Source organism: Microcoleus sp. Pol17C6, assembly GCF_036701145.1.
Taxonomy (GTDB): Bacteria; Cyanobacteriota; Cyanobacteriia; order Cyanobacteriales; family Microcoleaceae; genus Microcoleus.
This window is the reverse complement of sequence record NZ_JAUBQH010000013.1, coordinates 97,625-119,348: the sequence shown is the minus strand read 5'-3', so window position 1 is coordinate 119,348 and position 21,724 is coordinate 97,625. Positions and strand designations below refer to the sequence as shown.

Annotated in this window: 13 protein-coding genes, 1 other RNA gene, 1 pseudogene and 1 CRISPR repeat array; of the genes and pseudogenes, 6 read left to right on the top strand and 9 right to left on the bottom strand. The window is 43.6% G+C overall.

Annotated elements, in window-relative coordinates; genetic code table 11:
• Positions 1–108: 108 nt before the first annotated feature.
• Positions 109–1,146: a CRISPR direct-repeat array (repeat unit 37 nt; unit sequence GTTTCAATCCCTGATAGGGTTTTAGGTTTTTTCCGGC).
• Between the two features lie 109 nt (positions 1,147–1,255).
• Positions 1,256–1,423, bottom strand: a complete 168-nt coding sequence (locus QUA25_RS09450; RefSeq protein WP_333037204.1) for a hypothetical protein — start codon at positions 1,421–1,423, stop codon at positions 1,256–1,258.
• 807 nt (positions 1,424–2,230) lie between these two features.
• Here QUA25_RS09450 and QUA25_RS09445 point away from each other — a divergent pair.
• Positions 2,231–2,977: a dienelactone hydrolase family protein gene (locus QUA25_RS09445; protein ID WP_006634158.1), complete on the top strand. Its 747-nt coding sequence runs from the start codon at positions 2,231–2,233 to the stop codon at positions 2,975–2,977.
• Positions 2,978–3,076: 99 nt separating this feature from the next.
• Complete coding sequence (locus QUA25_RS09440) at positions 3,077–3,976, top strand: S1 RNA-binding domain-containing protein (RefSeq protein WP_333037203.1); 900 nt, start codon at positions 3,077–3,079, stop codon at positions 3,974–3,976.
• A gap of 246 nt (positions 3,977–4,222) precedes the next feature.
• Here the strand turns inward: QUA25_RS09440 and QUA25_RS09435 are convergent, their stop codons facing one another.
• Together QUA25_RS09435 and QUA25_RS09430 are read right to left on the bottom strand one after the other, a co-directional pair.
• Positions 4,223–6,454 (bottom strand): polysaccharide biosynthesis tyrosine autokinase, encoded by a 2,232-nt coding sequence (locus QUA25_RS09435; RefSeq protein ID WP_333037202.1) that lies wholly within the window; start codon positions 6,452–6,454, stop codon positions 4,223–4,225.
• A 25-nt stretch (positions 6,455–6,479) separates the two neighbouring features.
• Entirely contained in the window at positions 6,480–7,910 is a 1,431-nt protein-coding gene (locus tag QUA25_RS09430; protein WP_333037201.1) for an SLBB domain-containing protein, read from the bottom strand.
• Positions 7,911–7,943: 33 nt separating this feature from the next.
• On the opposite strand from QUA25_RS09430, the gene QUA25_RS09425 reads away from it, so the two are divergent.
• The gene (locus QUA25_RS09425) at positions 7,944–9,299 is read left to right on the top strand and encodes an O-antigen ligase family protein (protein WP_333037200.1); all 1,356 of its coding nucleotides are present in this window, start codon (positions 7,944–7,946) and stop codon (positions 9,297–9,299) included.
• Between the two features lie 120 nt (positions 9,300–9,419).
• Here QUA25_RS09425 and QUA25_RS09420 read toward each other — a convergent pair whose 3' ends face one another.
• Together QUA25_RS09420 and purD are read right to left on the bottom strand one after the other, a co-directional pair.
• Positions 9,420–11,585, bottom strand: a complete 2,166-nt coding sequence (locus tag QUA25_RS09420) for an ATP-binding protein (protein ID WP_333037199.1) — start codon at positions 11,583–11,585, stop codon at positions 9,420–9,422.
• A gap of 162 nt (positions 11,586–11,747) precedes the next feature.
• On the bottom strand, positions 11,748–13,028 hold the full coding sequence (gene purD, locus QUA25_RS09415; RefSeq protein WP_333037198.1) for a phosphoribosylamine--glycine ligase: 1,281 nt from the start codon (positions 13,026–13,028) through the stop codon (positions 11,748–11,750).
• A gap of 338 nt (positions 13,029–13,366) precedes the next feature.
• On the opposite strand from purD, the gene QUA25_RS09410 reads away from it, so the two are divergent.
• The 3 genes and pseudogenes from QUA25_RS09410 to QUA25_RS09400 all read left to right on the top strand — a co-directional run bounded on the left by QUA25_RS09410 (position 13,367) and on the right by QUA25_RS09400 (position 16,151).
• Positions 13,367–14,629 carry a 5-(carboxyamino)imidazole ribonucleotide synthase gene (locus QUA25_RS09410; RefSeq protein WP_333037197.1) on the top strand — a complete coding sequence of 421 codons (1,263 nt, stop codon included), beginning with the start codon at positions 13,367–13,369 and terminating at the stop codon, positions 14,627–14,629.
• Positions 14,630–14,679: 50 nt separating this feature from the next.
• Positions 14,680–14,867: non-coding RNA, 6S RNA (ssrS, locus tag QUA25_RS09405), on the top strand.
• A gap of 571 nt (positions 14,868–15,438) precedes the next feature.
• Positions 15,439–16,151: pseudogene (locus tag QUA25_RS09400) on the top strand (IS1 family transposase).
• Positions 16,152–16,451: 300 nt separating this feature from the next.
• Here the strand turns inward: QUA25_RS09400 and QUA25_RS09395 are convergent.
• The 4 genes from QUA25_RS09395 to QUA25_RS09380 form a co-directional block, all read right to left on the bottom strand.
• Positions 16,452–16,901: an EVE domain-containing protein gene (locus QUA25_RS09395; RefSeq protein WP_333037196.1), complete on the bottom strand. Its 450-nt coding sequence runs from the start codon at positions 16,899–16,901 to the stop codon at positions 16,452–16,454.
• A 5-nt stretch (positions 16,902–16,906) separates the two neighbouring features.
• Positions 16,907–17,389, bottom strand: a complete 483-nt coding sequence (locus QUA25_RS09390; RefSeq protein ID WP_333037195.1) for an SRPBCC family protein — start codon at positions 17,387–17,389, stop codon at positions 16,907–16,909.
• Between the two features lie 58 nt (positions 17,390–17,447).
• Positions 17,448–19,808 carry an FHA domain-containing protein gene (locus QUA25_RS09385; protein ID WP_333037194.1) on the bottom strand — a complete coding sequence of 787 codons (2,361 nt, stop codon included), beginning with the start codon at positions 19,806–19,808 and terminating at the stop codon, positions 17,448–17,450.
• A 77-nt stretch (positions 19,809–19,885) separates the two neighbouring features.
• Positions 19,886–21,625, bottom strand: a complete 1,740-nt coding sequence (locus tag QUA25_RS09380; RefSeq protein WP_333037193.1) for an ABC-ATPase domain-containing protein — start codon at positions 21,623–21,625, stop codon at positions 19,886–19,888.
• Positions 21,626–21,724 lie beyond the last annotated feature (99 nt).

Genomic DNA, 21,724 nt, shown 5'->3' with positions numbered 1-21,724 from the left:
TCTTCAAAAATGGTTCGTGGAAATTTTCGCTAAACCCACATAGCTGTTGGATCATTTTTTTTGTGGAGGTCTCTTATCTATCTCAGTGATGTTAGGGTAGATTCCTGGGTTTCAATCCCTGATAGGGTTTTAGGTTTTTTCCGGCGCCATCGGATCGCACAAACACTGCGGCAGTTCCTACGTTTCAATCCCTGATAGGGTTTTAGGTTTTTTCCGGCTGTCCTGTCTTCGCGGATAATTGCGACACTCAGATGTTTCAATCCCTGATAGGGTTTTAGGTTTTTTCCGGCTCGGCTAGCTTTTCTCGGAGGCGATCGGCATTCGTTTCAATCCCTGATAGGGTTTTAGGTTTTTTCCGGCTGAATTTTGGGGTTACAATGGCGGCTGTGGCTCCGAGTTTCAATCCCTGATAGGGTTTTAGGTTTTTTCCGGCAGGGAAGTGAGCCAAGAACCGCCTGTGTCACAAGTTTCAATCCCTGATAGGGTTTTAGGTTTTTTCCGGCTCTTAAGTGCAATAATTTCGTCATTTAAGCTTGAGTTTCAATCCCTGATAGGGTTTTAGGTTTTTTCCGGCTAGAGAGCGAGCCGTTGTATTGATTGTCAGTGTCGATGTTTCAATCCCTGATAGGGTTTTAGGTTTTTTCCGGCACATTCAAATCGGAGCAAAATAATGGGCATGATGTTTCAATCCCTGATAGGGTTTTAGGTTTTTTCCGGCATTTTACAAACAAGTGAATGAGGACGCGCAAAATCGTTTCAATCCCTGATAGGGTTTTAGGTTTTTTCCGGCCGCCTAAGACGAATAGACTACTACACTGATGGCCGTTTCAATCCCTGATAGGGTTTTAGGTTTTTTCCGGCATATCTGGTATACTTAAAAGCTTTTATTTACTGTGTTTCAATCCCTGATAGGGTTTTAGGTTTTTTCCGGCTCGCGAACTGCGATACATGGATGCCACGCGAAATAGGTTTCAATCCCTGATAGGGTTTTAGGTTTTTTCCGGCGCGCGATCGGGATTCAGTTTATAGCCGATGCCGCGTTTCAATCCCTGATAGGGTTTTAGGTTTTTTCCGGCAAAAATACACAGCAAAGAAGCGCCTCATGCTTTGTTTCAATCCCTGATAGGGTTTTAGGTTTTTTCCGGCTGCCCGTTCCAGAAGCCAGGGTGTATTTGGTTTTCAAGGTGCAGTTGCGTCGATCTAAAAGAAAAGTACCATTCCAGCCTTCGGCTTGTCAATACCCGAGTTTCCATACTCACTCCAAAACCTTATCCTGTAAAGCTTTCAGACTTTCCGTCAATCTTTTTTTCACACGAGGGGCATCAAACTCTTGCTGCACATGAGTTTGAGCCGACAAATTTGATACTCCGATTTTAACAGCTACCCATTGACGCAAACTCAGCAAAAAATATTGTGCGCTCAACGGGATCTACGCCACCAATACCTTCGATCTTAGTCTGACAGCAAGCGCACAGCGGAAAAAACAAAATACACTCTTCCTTGAGTTAGATGACTTTGTTCGGCGTGGCGATCGTAACTTAGACTTGAGTCCTAGCCTCCATCAATCTCCTCAACTGGTTCGATGACTTTGTTCGGCAGGGCGATCGTAACTTAGACTTGAGTCCTAGCCTCCATCAATCTCCTCAACTGGTTCGATGACTTTGTTCGGCGTGGCGATCGTAACTTACCATACTCAGTCTCACTCAATTGAGCACACTCAAACACACTGTACTACATCCACTGCCCATAAAGGGAAGCTCAAGGAAAAACCAACAACCTACCGCAATATAGCCCTAAAAGACTACTTAAAATTAGTAAAAAAAACACAACGATTCCGCCCACCAAAAAGCAAAGGGATTTAAAAACTACTCCGATATAGTAAAAAAAATTAGCTCATATTTAACAGCCAATCTAGTTAGACACTTATCTTAAAAATCTCACGAACTAGCCAGCTAAAATGTTCTCAACCATAGGCTTATCAAAATCTATATTTGAGCAAATCACCGACAAAAATTTATATTTAACCGATATTTTATCCCAATTAATTGCTAGGAGCGATCGACACCGACTTATTCAGAAAAACCTAAACTTTCAATAAATAGCGAATTTTCACCTGCAATATTTGCGGGATTTGCGCTTCGCGGTTCCGAAAAAGATTATTAGCGAATTGCCTAAAAAATCCCCAAATTAACTTAAAATCAGTAGAGTGGCATTTACCTTAAAACTCTCTATGACAAAAGCCGAAATTAGCACCAAAAACATCACAGTTCCTAACGGGGATTTGCAAATAGCTGCATACCTAGCCCAGCCAGCCTCCCCAGGGCAATTTCCCGCAGTTATCGTAATTCAAGAAATCTTTGGCGTCAACTCGCACATCCGCGAAGTTACTGAAAGAATAGCAAAAGAAGGATATGTGGCGATCGCCCCAGCCATTTACCAGCGTCAAGCCCCCGGCTTTGAAACCGGCTACACACCCGAAGCCATCCAAATCGGCAGAGAATACAAAGAAAAAACCACAGCTTCCGAACTTCTGGGCGATATCCAAGCCACCATCGATTACCTCAAAACTCTACCCTCTGTCAAACCAGAAGGTTTTGGCTGCATTGGTTTCTGCTTTGGAGGACACGTCGCCTACCTCGCCGCTACTTTGCCCGAAATCAAGGCTACAGCGTCGTTCTACGGCGCCGGTATCGCCACCCAAACCCCCGGGGGCGGAACCCCGACGATCGCCCGCACAGCAGACATTAAAGGCACTCTCTACGCCTTTTTTGGCACTCAAGACCCCAGCATTCCCTTAGAACAAGTTGACCAAATCGCCGCAGAATTGCAAAAACACAGTATTTCTCACCAAATTTTCCGCTACAATGCCGATCACGGCTTCTTCTGCGACCACCGCGGCAGTTACGACGCTACGGCAGCAGCCGACTCGTGGGTGCAGGTGAAGCAGCTATTTCATCAGCAACTTCAACCAGCTTAGAGAGTGGGAGATGGGGAGATAGGGAGATGGGGAGAGTGGGAAAATTTTTTCTACTGACGACTGCCAACTAAATTACTGACAACTGACAACTAAACTGACATGAATTCCAAATCTACAGGTTCTCAAAGCGCAAAAGCATCCTTTTCAATGGATGATTTTGCTAAAGCCCTCGAACAGCACAATTACGAGTTCCAGAAGGGACAAGTAGTGCGCGGCAAAGTGTTCGAGTACGACTCAAACGGCGCGTATGTTGATATCGGCGGCAAGTCTTCGGCTTTTTTGCCGATCGAAGAGGCTGCTTTGAGAACAGTAACGGATTTGTCGGAAGTGGTTCCGCTGGACGAGGAACGGGACTTTTTGATTATCCGCGAACAAGATGCAGATGGCCAAGTTACCTTGTCTCTGCGGCAGTTACAAATTCAGCAAGCTTGGGAAGATTTAATTGAATTGCAGGAAACCGGTAAAGTTCTTCAGGTGCGGGTTTCTGGGGCAAATAAGGGCGGCGTGACTGTAGATGTTCAGGGAATGCGCGGTTTTATTCCTCGATCGCACTTAGTGGAACGCGATAACCTAGAATCGCTGATCGGTCAATCTTTGAGCGTTAATTTTTTGGAGGTCGATCGCGAACGAGAAAAACTCGTACTTTCCCAGCGGATGGCCACTCAATCAAATGCCTTCAATCAGTTGCAAATCGGTCAGTTGGTGGAAGGAAAAGTCAGCAGCATCAAGCCTTTTGGTGTGTTTGTAGACTTGGAAGGAGTTAGCGGTTTGCTGCACATCAAGCAAGTTAGCCAAAAATATATTGATAACCTTGGAAAGGTCTTTACTCCCGGTCAACCCCTAAAAGCGATCGTGCTTGACCTCGATCAAGGTCGTGGCAGGATTTCTCTTTCTACTCGGGTACTGGAAAATTATCCCGGGGAAATGGTGGATAAAATGGCGGATGTTATGGATACCGCAGAAGAGCGATCGGAACGTGCTAGAAAGACTCTTTCTTAAGTCTTGATCTAATTGCCACCTCGACTTCTTAAAGAAGTCGGGGTGGTAAGAGTGCGATGGTTTTAGGTTTAATTAGGTTGATTTACTTATTTTGCATTTTACATCGGCTTCTTCTACCAGTTTCCAAAAATAACCCCACTATAGGCTAACTGCAAACCCCTATCCAGGATTTTAATACCTCTCGCCAACAAAAAAACAAATAGTCTTACTTCTTCCTTTGGCTATCTAACTTCATTTTAGCGTTAGTTATTTAACCCCATTAGCTACTACTCCCAATACTTTAAAATCGGCTACATTTAGTTGATCTAAAGCTTTGTTTACCAGACCGCGATCGGTTTTTTCTATTTTAACTATCAGCACTGTACCATCCGTTTGAGAAGCTAGTAAATGGCCGTCTGCTAAACCAATCAAAGGCGGCGTATCGTAAATGACTAAATCAAATAAGGCTAGGAATTGTTCCATTAAATAGTGCATCTTTCTCGAAGAAAGTAATTTAATTGGATCAGAGGGAATAGTACCTGCTGTAAGGACAAAAAGATTGTCATCATCTGGTAATCGCTGAATAGCCTCATTTAAGCTTAAATCAGAACTTAAAACATTACTTAAACCTTTCATATTTGATAAGCCAAGGTATGTGTGCAGTTGAGGCACACGCATATTAGCATCCACTAATAATACCCGTTTACCAACAGCAGAAGCAGTTTTAGCTAAATAAAGTGCTACAGTTGACTTACCCTCACCTTTAATGGTAGAAGTGATGGTTAAAGAAGTTATTGGGTGTTCCGCATTTAATAATTGAATATTGGTGTATAAGTAGTGAAATGCCTCGACCACAGGAAAATCTTTGTAATTGGAAACTATTATTCGTTTTAAGCTTGCACTGTTAGTATTTGAACTTACGCTACTGAATTGAGCGGGAACCCTTTCACCTCTACGAGATTTAATTTTCATCGCTTTGGCGATCGGAATGACTCCCAAAAGAGGGCGCTTAGTTGCTGATTTAATTTCTTCGGGAGTATGGAAAACAGTATTTAAAACTTCTACTAGGAAACCTATAGCAATGCCTAGTAAAGTGCTAATAACGAGCGCGATCGCTAGATGGCGACGGGTTGGTTTTTCTGTTACTGGGTAGAGATCACCTTTTTCGTTTGTGACTAATTGTGGTTTAGATATAATTTGCCAAGAGCCATCTATTTGACCAGCATCTAGTTGCAAAGTTTTTTGTTTTTCGATGAACAGTTTGAGATTCTCTTTAGCTAATTCTAGTTTTAATTGTATGTCATCATAGCGAAGTTGAGCTTGAGGCATTTGAGTGATTTTTGCTTGCAGTAAATTTTGGCTATTAGTTATCAATCGCTCGCGAGCTTCCAACTGTTCGAGTTGTGTTTTCATCTGAAAAATGACAGACTCAGCTTCTTTTTTCATTAAATCGTGCAAACTTTGCTGCTTTTCCCGCAAAGATTGAATGGGAAGACTATTTTCATAAAATTGAGTAGAGCTTAAAGCTAATTGCGACTCTATTTCATTTACTTTGCTAATTAAATTTTCATAAGACTTGGGGCTAATATCAACAATCCAACGATAATCGCCTGTTAAAGCTCTTTTATTGTAGCTTTCATATTGGTGCCTACTTTCTGCTAGTTGTACTTGCACTTCGAGGCGACGATTAGTTAAATTATCTAGCTGATCTGATAGGCTGCGGCTGCGTACTTCTGGTTGATTAAAGTTATACTGAACTCTTAACATTTGTAATTCTTGTTGCAATTTATCAACTTTCTGCTGGAGTGGTGGCATTTGTCGAGCGATAAAGTCAATACTTTGTTTGTTAACTCTTAAACGCTCTTTATCCATATATTCTAGGTAATATTTGGCAGTTTCATCCAGGACATATTGGATGCGCTTGGGGTCTCGATCGCGATAGCTAATATCTAGGAGTTTAGTACCACCCTGCTTCCCATCTCGCAAGAAAGTAACACGTTGGATGACCAAGCGACTACTGAGAGTTTTATAGTCAAACTTTGGATATTTTTTTTGCAACTTATTAACTAATGGTAGTAACACTTCTGGGCTTTTTAAAACCCGCGATAAACTTTGATAATCCACCGAAGAACCTTCTTCTGCTGATGATTTAATTTTGTTCAAGTCGGTGATGCCTAAACTGTTATTTTGAGCTTGAACAAAGAGCTTTGATAGCCGATCCTCAGCCGTAATGGGTTCGGCTAAAACTGTAAATTTTCCTTCATACTCACTAATAGAGTTTTTGGCAGCCCTGAGTACGAAACTACCGCTTAAAGTAGCTATGCTGGCCGCTACTATGCCCATCACCAGAAGGCGACGTTTGACGACAGCTAGTACCCAATTCATATCAAGAACTTGGTCATCCTCTGCTGGGGTACTAGCTAGGTAATTAGCGGAGGGAACAGATAAATATTGACCATTAAGGTCATTCTTGAGGGAAGACAACAGTTTTTTATCCATAGCAAAAATGTATGTTATTTAATTCCTAATTTCCGAATAGTCTGAGTAGCTCTATCAGTCGGGTGGGAACGAGAATTCCACCAATAATATTACTAACTGGTGAGAGAACAGTGTTAATGTTGTCTACAAAGATAGCAGTCCTCGAACGTGCCACTATAATTATGTCATTATCTTGAATCAGTGGGTTGCTTTGAGCGTCAATTCCTTGATTCAAATTAATTGATACTTCCGAGCGGGATATAGTGCCATTAGGATTCAGCCTGATCAGTTCCACATATCTAGAGTTAGCGCGATTTGGTCTGAAACCCCCCGCACTCATAATTGCTTGATTTAAGGTAGTATTAGGAGGTAATTTGAGTCCACCCGGAGTATTGACTTCTCCGATAACACTCACTTGCACAGTCCCTGGAGCAAAGCTAGCAGTAGCTAGAACCGAAACTTCTCCGGGGTCGATCGCGGTCGCTGTCGGCACAAAGATGATATCCCCTTCTTGTAGAATAGTATCTTGAGAGGTATCTTGTTCTTGCAAATATTGCCAGAGGTTAATAGTTCTAACTTGTTGTTTCCCACTTCTAGTATAACGTTGGAGTTGGATTTGGCGAATATCAGCGATTGATGTGATTCCACCAGCTAGTTGTAGAGCACGAATAATTGTCGGCTGTCCGTTGCTTCTTTGACCATTTTGGGTATCACCACCAATCGCTACATATCTACCGGGACGCTTCACCTCTCCGAATACTGAGACAGTACGGGGTTGCTCTGCGGGGATAGAAAAATTAGATTCACTAAGTTGATTTGTTTCTGCTAAATTAATTGTTTCTTGAGGAGGAACCAAGATTTGATCTCCATCTCGCAACGTGATATCTTGGCTGGTCTGACCAGTTTGTAAATAATCCCACAGATTATAAGTGATAGTTATTTCTTTGTTAGCCGTGAGCCGACGCCGCACAATTACTCGTCGAATATCAGCGCTAGCTCGAATACCCCCAGCTTTTTCTAAAGCTTGAGGAAGCGTGGGAAACTGAATAGATGGTCTAGTTCCACCTCCATTAGCTAGGGGCAATAAGTAGGAGCCAGGACGACTTATTTCACCTGATAACCAAATATTAAGCGGGCGGGCAGCTTGTAAGCTGATTGTAACTAAAGGTTTTTTCACAACCTGGCCATAAGCTCTAGTGATAACTTGGGCGGCCTGTTCTAAAGTTAATCCTTGAAGGGAAATACTACCAATAATGGGGATTTGAATAGCTCCCCCAGCGGGAATTTGATACTCCCCACTAAGCTGGGGCAGATCATAGATATCAATTCTAATATTGTCTCCACCACCTAGATAGTAGTCAGTATTAATACTTATTGCGGGGGCTGGCGACTGAGCGAGGTTGGTTTGAGGGTAGGAGAGAGTGACTACCAACGCCAGCAGTGGCAGTTGTAAAGCACGTAGAGTAAGCCATTTCATAGGTAGTAACAAATTTATGATAGAGGTAAAGCCATGAATGATATTTTAAGGGTGCCGATGTTTGCGTTGATGCTATTGTGTTTAACGCTGATCGTCTTTGTGACTATTTATATTTTAGCTGCACGCCATCCCAAATTGGGTGCCACATTAGAAAAGATTTTTGTGGGGATACTTTTTTTTACCATAACTGGTGGATCTGGTATCATAGCCATGCCCTTTACCAAACTCCATCCTAACGTTTTCTACAACGTAGAAACTACACCCCCAACGATGATTGCTCAAATTGCCATTTATGGGGGTATGATATTAATGCTATTTCCCCGTTTAACTAAAACTACCCAAAAAACTGTTTCTATGTGCATTAAGTGGATAGCAGGAGACATTTTTTTAGGTTTGTTTTTGTTAATTATGACTTTATCTGGCTTGTGGTCACAAACCCCTGAAATTACATTTAGGGCTATTGGTGCTATTTGGGGAATAACACTGGTTTCTATTTATGTAGGTAAAGTGTATAGTTGGTTAGAAATTTATGGATTATTGAGATGGCTAACTGGTTTATTAGCTTTGTGGTTACTTGTGAAAACCAATGCAGCGCCGGACGGTTGTTGGACAGGAGTTTTAGGTCATAAAAACCCTTTTTCTTTTCAAATGGCTAATACAGCTTCTTTATGGATTTTATATGCTTTTAAGGATCGCAAGTATCGATATTTATCATTATTTATAATTTTAATAGCTTTAGTAGGATTGCAAAAAGGTTGTAGTGGTGCTAGTCGGATTTTGACAGTGGTATTAATCAGTTTGTGGAGTTATTTAGCCCTCTTAAAAAAATTACCTGTAAAATGGGCTTTTCTCTGCTTTATCTTATTTTTGGTCGGTAGTGTAGGTATAAGTATTTTGGTATTAAATAATTTAGAGGCTATTATTGTGGATGGTTTGAAAAAAGATATGACTTTAACCGGTAGAACCGAGTTTTGGCCTTTAATTATTGAGCGAATTAATCAAAATAATCCCATATTTGGTTATGGAATAAAAGGATTTTGGCAGTGGTGGCGTAGATCGGAAAATCCCGCTTACGGAATTGTAGTAGCTAAAACTGGTTTTGTGCCACCCCACTCTCACAATGGTTTTATTGATATACTTTGCGAACTGGGTTGGGCCGGACTATTGTTGTTTATTGGGTCATTTTTTAATAATATATTTAGAGGTATAAAGTACCTAGTTAAAGGAAGTTTTCCAGAGTCGGGTTTGCCTTTGTATTTATTAACATTTATTCTAATGACCAATTTGACAGAGTCGGGACTATTGGGGGTTGGTACTTATTGGTCTTGGTATGTAGTTTTATCGGTAAAATTGAGCTTAGATAGGACAGCTAAGGAGAATCCACACTGATGAGGTCAGTATTTGGTCAGGCGTATTAGGAGAATCTTTAAACAGAATAGGCCTAGCCCCGACTTCTTTAAGAAGTCGGGGCTTTAACACCGATCGCATTTTACGTTTAATTAAGTGAGCTCACTTAATATGACTCGGAATTGTTTCACTCTCCACCGTTGCTGCCACTGGCCAAGAATTTTCCATCTCTACTGTTTGTTTCGGCTGATAAACTGCCAAGTCGAACCAGAAAGTCGTACCGACATTAACTTCGCTAACTAAATTAATTTTAGTGTGGTGCTTGTCAATAATGTTTCTGACAATAGAAAGACCTAATCCAGTTCCTTCTAAAGTGTGTACTCGGTTTTCTACCCGGAAAAAGCGCTCGAAGATAGCTTGTTGGTCTTCGGGATCTATGCCAATTCCAGTATCAGAAATTTCGATCCGCACTACCGGAAAATGTTTGGCATCCGGTGACAAGTTTTGGTTGACGGATTGACCGTCTTTGTGGGTGGACGCCTCCGACTCTAGCAAATACGCTCGAATGGCTACCTTGCCGCCGGACTGAGTAAATTTTAAGGCATTTCCTACTAAATTTGCAAATACTTGCAGCAGCAAATCGTAATGACCTAAAGCAGGCGGCAAATACGGGTCAACTTCTTGCTCTAATTCAATGCCTTTATCCTTAGCATTTAACTGATAAGTCCGCAGGGTTTGTTCCACAGCTTGCGGGAGGTCAACAGCTTCCAAGTGATAAACTCGGCAGGATTCCAGTCGGGACAAGTCTAATACGTCGTTAACTAAACGAGTTAGTCGATCCGTTTCTCGATTGGCAATTTCTAGGAATTCCCTGCGCTCACTTTCTAGAAGGTCTTCTCCGTACTCGTGGAGAGTCTCGATAAAAGATTTGATATTAAATAAAGGTGTTCTCAATTCGTGAGAAACATTGCTGATAAAATTGCTTTTAGCCTCATTGAGTTCTACTTCGCGAGTAATGTCCTGCACTGTCATTGCAATGCCTTTGAGACTTTCTCGGTAATTTCCAGAACCTTGATGCTTGGAGGTTTGCTCGTAGAAAGTACACTCTACAGCTACCGGGCGTTGTGGCTCGGTACAGGTATCTTCCTCATGGCGGATGCAGCTTTTGCACAGCGGTTCGGCACCGGGCGCTTTGTGCAGAATGACTGTAGTTAAAACAATCCGAATTGTACGGTTAACAGGTTCGCTCATCGAGATGCGAAATTCGCCGCCTTCGCGATCGCCCGCAGCTATTTCCTGCAACGGTCTCCCCAACTCCTGCTGCACTTCCGAAGGCAAAATGTTCAGAACATTTACTCCGATCGCGTTTTTACCTTCCCATCCAAAAATCCGCATCCCCGTCGGATTAACTAAAATCACTTGCAAATTTGCGTCTAATAAAAGTGCGCCATCAGCAATCGTTGAAACCAAAGTTTCTAACTTAGCTTTTTCCGCTGTCAGCTCTTCAATATTTTGTTCTTCATAACTTTCGAGTTTCTGGGCCATTTCATTAAAACTGCCGATCAACTCGCCCAATTCTCCCCCTAAAGGCAGGTCAACTCGCTGCTTAAAATTACCGCTGGCAATGTTTTTGACCCCAAAGACTAATTGTTTGATCGGCTGAGTAATTGTCAGGGCATTAAATACAGCTCCCAAAATTACCATCACCCAAATTGTGACAAATACTGCTAAAGTGACATCCCTAGTAAGATTTGAAGAGATAACTGCTGCCGGATTTGGGTTAATGCCGATCGCCAAAACTCCCAAATATTTGTCTTCATGAATTAACGGCACAAATACATCGGTAACTTCTCCATCCGGCGTCAAATGCTGCCGCACCAAAGGCAAAGAAGTTAAATTTCTCGCCTCAATATCGGCGAGAAAATTATCGGGAAGTTTGATCTGGCGGCGCAGTGTCAGGGAAGTCTCCACCTCGGATTCCGAAAAGGGTATCCCCAGGAAAATATCTCCCGCTTCGTCTGCGTAAAGCATATAGCGGACGCTGGAGGTGCTGCTGTAAAATTGGCGGGAAAAGCGGGCGACTTCGGAGCGATCGTTTTTGGCAATCAGCGGCGCCACATTTGCTGCCAACAGCAGGCCCAGGTCTCGGCCGTAACGAGTATCGTTAAGTCGGGCGTCTTGCTGGATAGTATTCACGGCCCAGAAGGTCAGGCCACTCATAATTAACGACACTACGAGGGTAGCAGCGGCCATCAGGCGAGTCTGGAGGGTAAAATCCGACCACCAGCGGGCAATAATTTCTCCGATTTTGTTTAGTATGGCCAGCATTTCACCAGTTCAATATTAAAAGCAAGATCAATTCAGTTGGCTCCCGATCGAATTTTCTGCTGCGACTTGTCCGCTACCGCCACCGCAGAGATACCAAACTTCATTGTTACATTTCTACATTGAGATTGCTTGGCTTTCGGATGGCGGCTGATGTCACAATTCCTAATTTTTATCGCCCAGAGCTCGGCGACCGATGTCCCGGCGGCAGTAGACCCCTTCAAATTGGATACAATCAACTGCTGCATAAGCTTTTGAGATAGCTTGTTCCAAAGTTTCTCCCGTCGCGGTGACACCCAAAACCCGGCCGCCGTCGCTCACCAACTGCTGCTGCTTCAACTGAGTGCCGGCGTGAAACACTTCTGCCCCTTTGGCTTCAGCTTCCTCGATACCTGTAATAACTTTGCCTTTTTGATAACTTCCAGGATAGCCCCCAGAAGCCAAAACTACGCAAACAGAGGCCCCCGACTTCCAGCGAATAGAATATTCACCGAGACGCTGCTGACAGCAGGCCAGCACCAAATCTTCTAAAGGAGTTTCCAGCAACGACAAAACCGCTTGAGTTTCGGGATCTCCGAAACGGCAGTTGAATTCTAAGACTTTGGGTTCTCCGTCGGGGGTAATCATTAAACCTGCGTAGAGTACACCCCGGTAGTCGATTTTGCGTTTTTGCAGTGCTGCGAGGGTGGGTTCGAGAATTTCTTCCTGAATCCTTTCCATGAGTTCCGGGGTGACGATGGGCGCTGGGGCGTAGGCTCCCATACCGCCGGTGTTGGCTCCCTTGTCGCCTTCGCCGATAGCTTTGTGGTCTTGGGCCGGCAGCAACGGTTCCACTGTGATGCCGTCGGTGAGGGCGAGAATCGAGACTTCTTGACCTGTTAAGAATTCTTCGACGACGACTCGGATGTTGTCGGTGCCGAATTCGCCTCGGAAAATGGTGTTGATGGCGCTGTGAGCCATTTTGACGGTGGTGGCAACGGTGACTCCTTTGCCTGATGCGAGTCCGTCTGCTTTGATGACTATTGGGGTGCCTTGTTCTAGAACGTATGCTTTTGCTGCTTCTGCGTCTGTAAATACGGCCGCTTTGGGTGTGGGGATGCCTGCTTCGAGCATCAATTCTTTAGCCCAGGATTTGCTGGATTCAATTTGGGCGCCGGCTTTGGTGGGACCGAAAATCATCATTTTTCGCTGTTGGAAATAGTCGGCGATGCCTAGCGATAGGGGCAATTCGGGGCCGACGATGACTAATCCGATGTTGTTGACCATCACAAAGCGTTCGATGCCTTGGAAGTCGTCGATGTTGAGCGACAGATTTTGACAGCCTTGGGTGGTAGCTGTGCCGCCGTTGCCCGGTACGCAGAATACTTGTTTAATCCGCGTAGATTCTAGCAGTTTTTTTGCGATCGCGTGTTCGCGACCTCCGTTTCCCACAACTAAAACTTTCACAGTATCCTCACCTATAAATTTTGTTCCCTGAATGTCTGATTTTCAGTGTTGGCATCTGTCTATCTGCTTTTTGCAGTGCTGTCAATTATGCCATGCTTGGCGCTAGGGAATTGCTAGATGTGGCACTTTTCTGGAGAAGTGGGGTTCGACGGCTGTTTCTCAATGGCTGCGAGCGTGCAATAATTAAAGACTTTAGCTGCCCAATTTTTATGGGTTCTGCCTCGATTTAATCACGCAATTAAAACTCTTTTCTGGCTTTTAACTCTGCAATTACTATAATTGATTCGGGGACAAATAGCGATAAGATAGGCAGGTTGACTCTGGGGAATTTTACTCACATGAAATCAAATCAAACCGCTGCGAGTTCGTCTGCCAAATTTAAGCGGGTGGGCGTTGTCGGCGGCGGCCAGCTAGCTTCGATGATGGGGGATGCTGCTAGTGCGCTGGGTATTGAATTGGTAGTGCAAACTCCCCATGCTAGTGACCCGGCAGTTTCTGTTGCTGCTGGTGCTGTTTTGGCGGCTGTGGATGATGTTTTGGCTACGGCTCAATTGGCTGCTGGCTGCGATGTTATTACTTTTGAAAATGAGTTTGTGGATTTGGATGGTTTGCGGCCGCTAGAACAGCAAGGTGTGTTATTTCAGCCGAGTTTGTCGTCGCTTTCTCCTTTGTTGGATAAGTACGTTCAGCGCTGTTATTTACAAGGTTTAGGTTTGCCAACTCCGAGGTTTTGGCAATGGGATTGCAGCGCGGATTTGCCCCCAGAATTGTTTAAGGAGGTGGCGATCGACTTTCCGGCAATTTCTGTTTCTGACAGCGTGCAGAGTGAAGGAGACTCGGATGCTGGATCGATCGACTTTCCCTTTGTCGTCAAAGTTCGCCGCCACGGTTATGACGGCCAAGGTACTTTTATTGTGAATGATCGAGGGAGTTTGGAGTCAATTCGTGCTAAACTCCAAGGTCAGTCTTTGCTGGTGGAAGAGTTTGTGCCATTCGATCGCGAGTTGGCTGTAATTGCAGCTCGATCGGCAAATGGCGAAATTGCGATTTATCCGATAGTGGAAACTCAGCAGCAAAATCAGGTTTGTCATCTGGTGATTGCGCCCGCTGATATTAGTTTAGATGTGAAAACTGAAGCTTGTGCGATCACCCGCACTCTCCTCAACAGCTTAGAAGCTGTCGGCGTATTCGGCATTGAATTATTTTTAACCGCTGATAATAAGCTGTTAGTCAATGAAATTGCACCCCGCACCCACAACTCGGGACATTTTACCATCGATGCCTGCGAAACTTCACAATTTGAACAGCATTTGCGCGCAGTTTGTCAACTGCCTTTAGGTAATTCGGCTCTGAAATGTGCAGGCGCTGTCATGGTAAATTTGCTAGGCTACGAGTCTGCCGAGTCCGATTATTTAGCAAAAAGAAAACAACTGGCACAAATTAGCGGTGCTTTTGTACATTGGTATGGTAAGAAAGAATCGCGTCCCGGCCGCAAACTCGGTCACGTTACAGTTGTGCTTGACGCGGACTTGGTGGCTCAGGGGCGATCGTCAGCAGAGGATCTCGCTCAAACCGTTGAATCTATCTGGTATGCAAGTTAAATTGCTCGAAGCTTGCCAAAATCTGGTTAGTTGGTATATATTAAATAAAGGTTCTACTGCGACGTTGGTGACTGCCAATAATGTTTTTTTGATCTATAACTCTTAACTCTCGGGAATCAAGATGTTTGGACAGCAGTAAACTGGGCTTGTACCCAGAAACTTTAAGTCCGAGCCAACGGTACCCACCTGGTAAAATACCAGGTCAAAAGCTGAGGTAAGACGGCGTTGCGGGGAGCCATTAAAATTTAGATTGAGATAGGCGCTGTGAAATATAGCTAGCCTATTTTTTTTTGAGATAAACGCTTTTACTCATACTTGGAGTTTAGGTGCGATTCGTTTAGTCGAGCGCGACCTGATAAGGTTGTTTAGTATGGAAAGACCACTTTCCTAGCGGATTCACACCCGCTACTCCTACGTAAAAGACTTCATTTGAAGTCCGGTCACGCCTCAAGTAAGCAATGAACGAGATGGAATGCAGACCACGAAAGTAACCGAAACTGGTAGCCTAAAGCGGTAAGCGTGCAAGGAGAATCCTCCAACAGTGAACGCCAGTGAACTATCATTTTAAACTGCGTTATACGAAAAAGAGCCAAATCAGGCTGACAAGCTCTGACCAAAAGGTACAGCGTATTTCAGGTGTATGAAATACAGTAGCAGCAACTTGTAAACCAGTTTTTGAAGTGCTGGGTATTGACCAAATCAAGCCCCGTAGCAAGTATTACGTCAAGCATCATGGTAGTTGGGTAGTCCTGCATAGTCAGGAGTACCTGTTATAATTTACTTCTTCAATCTGCCTTAACTTTTAGCTTATAAAATGTCCCAGGTGCAATTCTCAATATATTGTGAAAAATGGTCACACTCACACTGATAAACAAAACTTTAAATGTCGAGATTGTGACAGACAATTTGTCATGGCTCCCAGACATCAGCAGATTTCGGAAGAAACAAGAGAATTGAGAGATAGACTTTATTAGAAAAGATATCTCTGGCTGGGATTGTTAGGGCGACGGGGGTTTCACAAAGGTGGCTACAATACTATGTTAATGAAAAATTAGGAGCCGTCAAAAGACAAGTGGAAGTGAAATAAAAAAAAAGGGGGAAGCTAACAATTCAAGGCGATGAAATGTGCTCATTGGTAGGAAATAAGGGTAATAAGCAGTGGATTTGGCTAGCAATTGATGTCTTGACTAAAGAAATTGTAGGAGTATACATTGGCAAAAGAGATAAAGATGGTGCTCGATGACTTGGGAATTTAATGCCTGCAGTCTATCGTCAATCTGCTGTCAGTTATACACACTTTTGTCCTTTCTGAGGAAATAGTTTTTCCTAAAAAAAAGACAGAGAGCAGTAGGAAAGCATACTGGTCAGACAAACTATATAGAAAGATTTAATAATACCATGAGACAAAGAATATCTCGATTGGCAAGAAAAACCCTTTCATTTTCTAAAAAACTCTCCAATAATATAAACAGCTATTTGGTATTTTATTCCTAGCTATAACGCCAATTTATTTATTAAATAAAACCCTTAATTATCATGACTATGCAGGACTACCACCGCACAGCAGCCGACAATACAGTTTCTACCGTTTGGGTTTTGAGCCAATACAGAACTTGGAGTTTTTCGTGGAGAGTCACATCTTTCTCTTTCCTCAGAATATCTCTCACCTCTTCTGCTGTTTCCCGAATTTGAATCTTGACACAAGACTGACATTATTCTTCCTGATATTTGGGTAATAAATTACAACAATGACACATACTAACTGTAACTCTATTTTGAGAAATTAGTATTACATTCGCCCGGTATAAAGTGGGTAAGAAACTCATCTCATCTTCAAAATCTTCTCAGCAGCAACTTCAGATACCGGCATCACCGATAACCGATTGCCTTTCCTCACCACCAAAATCTCATCAGCACTAAACTTTTGTTTCAGTTCATCCAAAGATATTAACTTAGCAAATTCCTCAACAAACTCAACTCTCACAGTTTGCCAGCGAGGTGCACCAAACTGCGATTTAGCATCATAATATTCGCTATTCATATCAAACTGAGTTGGGTCAGCAATTCCTGTTTCAACGACGCGCACTAAGCCGACAATTCCGGGTATTTTAGTATTAGAATGGTAAAAAAATACTAAATCTCCCAGACTCATTTCTCTCATAAAATTGCGAGCTTGATAGTTGCGAACGCCATCCCAAAGGGAAGTGCGATCGTGCTTCAAATTCGCAATACTATAAACATCTGGTTCCGACTTCATTAGCCAATAATTCATACAATCTATTCGCTTGGGTTAGCCAAATATTCTTGAATATTATCTAAACACTGCTGCATAGCTTTTTGCATAAAAACCCGAACAAGCAACAACCCAAGCGGATAGAATACCGGAGAAGTTAGGATAAAATAAAACTCCCAATCAATCCGAGTTCCCTTGGCTGTAGCAGTGAAATTCCAATCTCCGCCACCAGACTCAATGAGTAGAGAAATCGGAAACTTAAACCCTCTAACCAGTCGGTAGGTTTGTCTTTCTGGCTTTTTGAAAGTAATGATTTCTTCATCAATCACCGAAGTATCGGAATTTTCTATCCGCCGTACCCCGCCTTCACGCATCTCTCCACCATCTGCCATCTCAGCTTTAATAATTGCTGGAATTGGGCCATATCCGCGAAAGACTTTGGGCAGATTTGACAGCGACGTAACAAAATCAAAGACTACTTCAGGCGATGCAGCAATTTCTACTAATGCGTGGGTTTTAACTAACATTTATTCCTCCCCCATCTGATTGGATAATGAACTGTGAGTTAAAAACGCGGAATGTTAATCATAAAATATCCTTCCGCTTCTGCAACCACAGAGTCAACATCAAATAAACGAAAATATGCACGCACAAAATACCCCAGTTTAAACTCAAATTCTCCCAGGTTGGATCGTAAACAGGAGTAGGCTCAAACGGCTGAGGAAGCGTACTCCCGTCCGGTAATGTAGTAGGCGCGGGAACCATCCCATTCACATTAACTAAAGAGCCGTAAGCACCCACAGACCAGCGGCTTAACATCAGCCAAGAAAATGTGCTCGCCGCACCTTTCATCTTAAACAAAACTCCAGAAAAAATAATCTGAGGCAGCAATAATAGAGGCAAAGCGCTATTAGCTTGAGAGCTATTTTTAACAATCGCGGAAACGACTAATCCGAGACTTATGCAGCTCATCAAAGTTAGGAATGTGGTAATAGTTGCTCCCATAGCCCAGGAAATCAAACTCGGTTCGGGAGATTTAAAAGCAATCACAATAACTCCTACCATTAACAGTGTTTGAAATACTGCCAAACCAGAAAGTATAAAAAATTTTGAACCTAAATAAGCAAACAATCCTAAATTCACCAAACGTTCTCGCAGATAAATAGCAGATTCTTTGACAATTTCTTGCAGAGAAGTTGCCAGCCCCACCCAAATAGCCGCGCAGGTAAATACAAATAAAACTCTGAGCGCTAAAGGTGCTAAAGTTGCCTCCGGTGCGCCAATTAATGGGTCTTTATCTCTGACGGCTAGCCGCAGTAAACTAATGCCGATCGGCGCTGTTAAAAGAGCTAAGCTTAAGTTAACTAAGTCGCGGGAAACGAGTTGAAAATAGCGCTGACCGAGCAAAACGAGTTGTTTTACAAAAGATTGAGATTTTGGTACAGAAGGTGCAGAAGGTATTTTTGCATTAGCGTTTCCTGTGCTGAAGTGGTTGACAATATAGCGCTGATAGTAGGGAGATTTATTAAACTTTTCTGCCCAGCTTTGAACGTTGGTTTCTCCTGTTTCTAATTCGTTGTAAATGTCTGCAAAATCGCCCGTTTTGACATCGAAAAAATCGAGCGCTTCCCTAGGCGGGCCGAAGTAACAAAGGCGTCCGCCGCGACCCATAAACACAATCCGATCGCACATCGTGATATTTGCCGTCGCGTGAGTCACCAGAATCACCGTCCGGCCTTGATTTGCCAACTTTCGCAGCAGTTGCATCATCTTCTTATCCAAACCCGGATCGAGTCCTGAAGTCGGTTCGTCTAAAAAGAAAAGTTTCGGATCTGCTAACAGTTCAACTCCGATGCTGACCCGCTTCCGCTGTCCGCCGCTAAGCTGTTTTACCAAAGCCTTGCGGCGGTGAGTCATTTCAATATCTTCTAAAGTTTTTGCGACTACCTGCTTGACATCTGTATCGGGAGGTAAGCGCAATTTAGCTGCATAACTCAAGACTTCTTCTACTGTCAAATCTGCGTGTACAATATCATCTTGAGGCACGTAACCGATTTGATTGCGGTAAATATTGAAATTTTGGCGCAGGTTGTCACCGTTGAGAAACACAGCGCCGTTAGTAGTTTTTTCGATGCCTAAAAGCGTCCGCATTAAAGTAGATTTACCCGCACCGCTACCGCCGACTAAAGCCACAAACTGCCCCGGTTCGATCGCCAAAGTGATGTTATCCAAACGCTTGGGAATCACCAGAGTGTCAGCATCCAAACGAATTTGATGGCCGGAGTCTTGCATCTCCAACTCACCGCTGCGGTAAGTTAGAGTAAACGGGCCGATCCGAATTGCATCTCCCTCGGACAATTGTATAGAATTGGTAACTCGCTGACCGTTAACAAAAACCCCGTTAACGCTGTGGTCTCGCAAAATATAATTACCGCGGCTGTCTTGGTCGATTGTGGCGTGGCGTCTAGAAACCAGCGGCGCATCTAATTGCAGCGAAGCGTTTGGATCGCGGCCCAACAAAACCGACCGATTCTTAAGAAGAATTGACTGCTTGCTAGGGACAGCAACCTGATTCGCCAGCGGATTAAAATAACTCAGCAAAACTTGATTTTGAGGATCGAGACCGATTTTAATTTCGGTGCCGTTTTTCAGACAATAACCGTCATTGGGAGTGATGCGAGTGCGATCAACAAATAAGCCATTAGTGCTCGGCCGCTGGCCGTCACCGTCGTAAATCCAGTAATTATCCCCAATTTGTCGCAAAACAGCGTGAACGCCGGAAACTGCGCGCCAAGCATCGGGAATGACTAAATCAGCACGAGTGCGATCGCGCCCCAATAAGTGCTGCTGCTGTTTTAACTCTAACTGTAAAACCTGCCCTTGATTGCTTAATACTATATAAGGTCGATCGCTTAAAGCAGTCAGTTGTCCTATATTGCCTGTCATACTTCAATCGCGGTTTTTGCACTCACTTTGGTCAGCATATCAAAAGTAGGACAACAATACACTTATATTAAGCAAGTCTACTTGGCAACAACGGACAAACTGCGAAGCCGATTAATTGCCGCCGCCAATTCAAACCGTCGAAACATGGCAAAATCCTCTTCAGGAAAAGGCGATAAAATATCCATCCCCTGCGCCTCAATATCCGCCATCACCAAATCTATGATTTCCGACAAAGTACGTTTTCCGTCCATGTATTGCTGCTTAGCATAAACCATTGCCGCAGCGATCGCCCTTAACTGTCCGCTGTCAACAATTTGCTCAACAGAACCCAAATCAATCTCCTCAGTGCCGAAAGCCAATTCATCAACATCCCGCACCTTCACCCGCACATCTCGCCGTCCCCGACTCGGAGCTAAACTAGCAGGAATCGGCACTCTTTGAGTAATCTCACCAAAATTTTCTCCCCCTTCAGCAGCCCGGCTAATCGAGTAATTCTTAGCAATCTCTTTAGCTTTGTCAGTCACGTTATCTGCTTGAAAATTTTCCATTGCAATCACAGTATCTGCCACATCAAAATAATCGCCACTTCCTCCCATTACTAAAATAGTCGATACGCCGCAATCTGCGTACAATTGTTTAACTTTATCAATAAACGGCGTAATCGGTTCCTTATCCTTAGCGATGAGTTCCTGCATTCGGCGATCGCGAATCATGAAATTCGTCGCCGCCGTATCCTCATCCACCAATAAAACAGGCATTCTCCCCACTTCCAAAGCCTCAATAATATTAGCAGATTGCGACGTGCTACCGCTCGCATTTTCAGTATAAAATTGTGCAGTATCTCTACCTTGTGGCAAGTGGTTAATAAAAGGCGAAATATCAACTCCCGCTACACTTCTGCCATCTTCCGCCCTAATTTTAACCGCCGCCGGATTAGCCACCACAAATTCCCGACCATCTCCCGGAATTCGGTTGTAAACTCCCAACTGGATCGCCCTGAGTAAAGTTGATTTGCCGTGATAGCCGCCGCCAACAATCAAAGTAATACCAGCCGGGATACCCATACCGGAAATCAAACCGCGATTCGGACAATTAAACTCAACTTTTAACGACGGTGGCGTCTGAAAAGCCACAGCATTATTTAACAAAGGGCGATCGTCAACACCCGTGCGGCGGGGCAAAATAGAACCTTCAGCCACAAACGCAACTAATCCGTTTTCAGCTAACTGCTGCCGCAGCCAGTCAGCATCTTCTACAGTTTCAACGTGACGGCGACATTCAGCAGAATTTAAGTTAGCATACTTCAGAGAATTGCTGACAATTTGCGGAATATCTTCGCACAGCATTTCAGCAGCTTGTCGCCCTAAGATACTGCGTCCGCCCGCTGGAAGTCCGACGGCAAATCGCAGTTCAACTCCTCCTAAATCTTCGATATCGGATGTATTTGAGGAAATGATAAATGTGGAAGTTCGCTCTAAAACTTCTTGTCCGAAGCCAGTCACTGCAATCATACCGCTTTTCCCAGTACCGCGTTTGCTGCTGATGCTGTGTGCTGCTTTGTCAAACTGGCGAGTTAGATAATCTCGCAAGGCTATTTCTCGACTGCGAGAATTGAAAAGTTCGCCAGGAATTTGAGCAATGTTTGGCGGAACTCTAACTCTAAATTTACTGGGAGAAGCAAACGGATCTCCCTGCACGTAATCAATAATTAATGTGAATTCAGAAAAGTCGTAGTTACCTTGAATGTCTTTGTAGGCTTTGTAGCCTCGATTGTCTAGTTGCAGTAAATGCCGTTGCAGGCTTTCTTTGTTAGTCATTAGTTATTAGTTATTAGTTGGCAGTTGGCAGTTGGCAGTATCAATAACAGTCATCATGCCCAATGCCCAATGCCCGATGCCCCATCCCCAATTCCCAAT

Bases quoted from the DNA above. Each gene is read 5' to 3' on its own strand.
- QUA25_RS09445 (WP_006634158.1), top strand. From the start codon at position 2,231: ATGACAAAAGCCGAAATTAGCACCAAAAACATCACAGTTCCTAACGGG.
- QUA25_RS09440 (WP_333037203.1), top strand. From the start codon at position 3,077: ATGAATTCCAAATCTACAGGTTCTCAAAGCGCAAAAGCATCCTTTTCA.
- QUA25_RS09435 (WP_333037202.1), bottom strand. From the start codon at position 6,454: ATGGATAAAAAACTGTTGTCTTCCCTCAAGAATGACCTTAATGGTCAA.
- QUA25_RS09430 (WP_333037201.1), bottom strand. From the start codon at position 7,910: ATGAAATGGCTTACTCTACGTGCTTTACAACTGCCACTGCTGGCGTTG.
- QUA25_RS09425 (WP_333037200.1), top strand. From the start codon at position 7,944: ATGAATGATATTTTAAGGGTGCCGATGTTTGCGTTGATGCTATTGTGT.
- QUA25_RS09420 (WP_333037199.1), bottom strand. From the start codon at position 11,585: ATGCTGGCCATACTAAACAAAATCGGAGAAATTATTGCCCGCTGGTGG.
- QUA25_RS09410 (WP_333037197.1), top strand. From the start codon at position 13,367: ATGAAATCAAATCAAACCGCTGCGAGTTCGTCTGCCAAATTTAAGCGG.
- QUA25_RS09395 (WP_333037196.1), bottom strand. From the start codon at position 16,901: ATGAATTATTGGCTAATGAAGTCGGAACCAGATGTTTATAGTATTGCG.
- QUA25_RS09390 (WP_333037195.1), bottom strand. From the start codon at position 17,389: ATGTTAGTTAAAACCCACGCATTAGTAGAAATTGCTGCATCGCCTGAA.
- QUA25_RS09385 (WP_333037194.1), bottom strand. From the start codon at position 19,808: ATGACAGGCAATATAGGACAACTGACTGCTTTAAGCGATCGACCTTAT.
- QUA25_RS09380 (WP_333037193.1), bottom strand. From the start codon at position 21,625: ATGACTAACAAAGAAAGCCTGCAACGGCATTTACTGCAACTAGACAAT.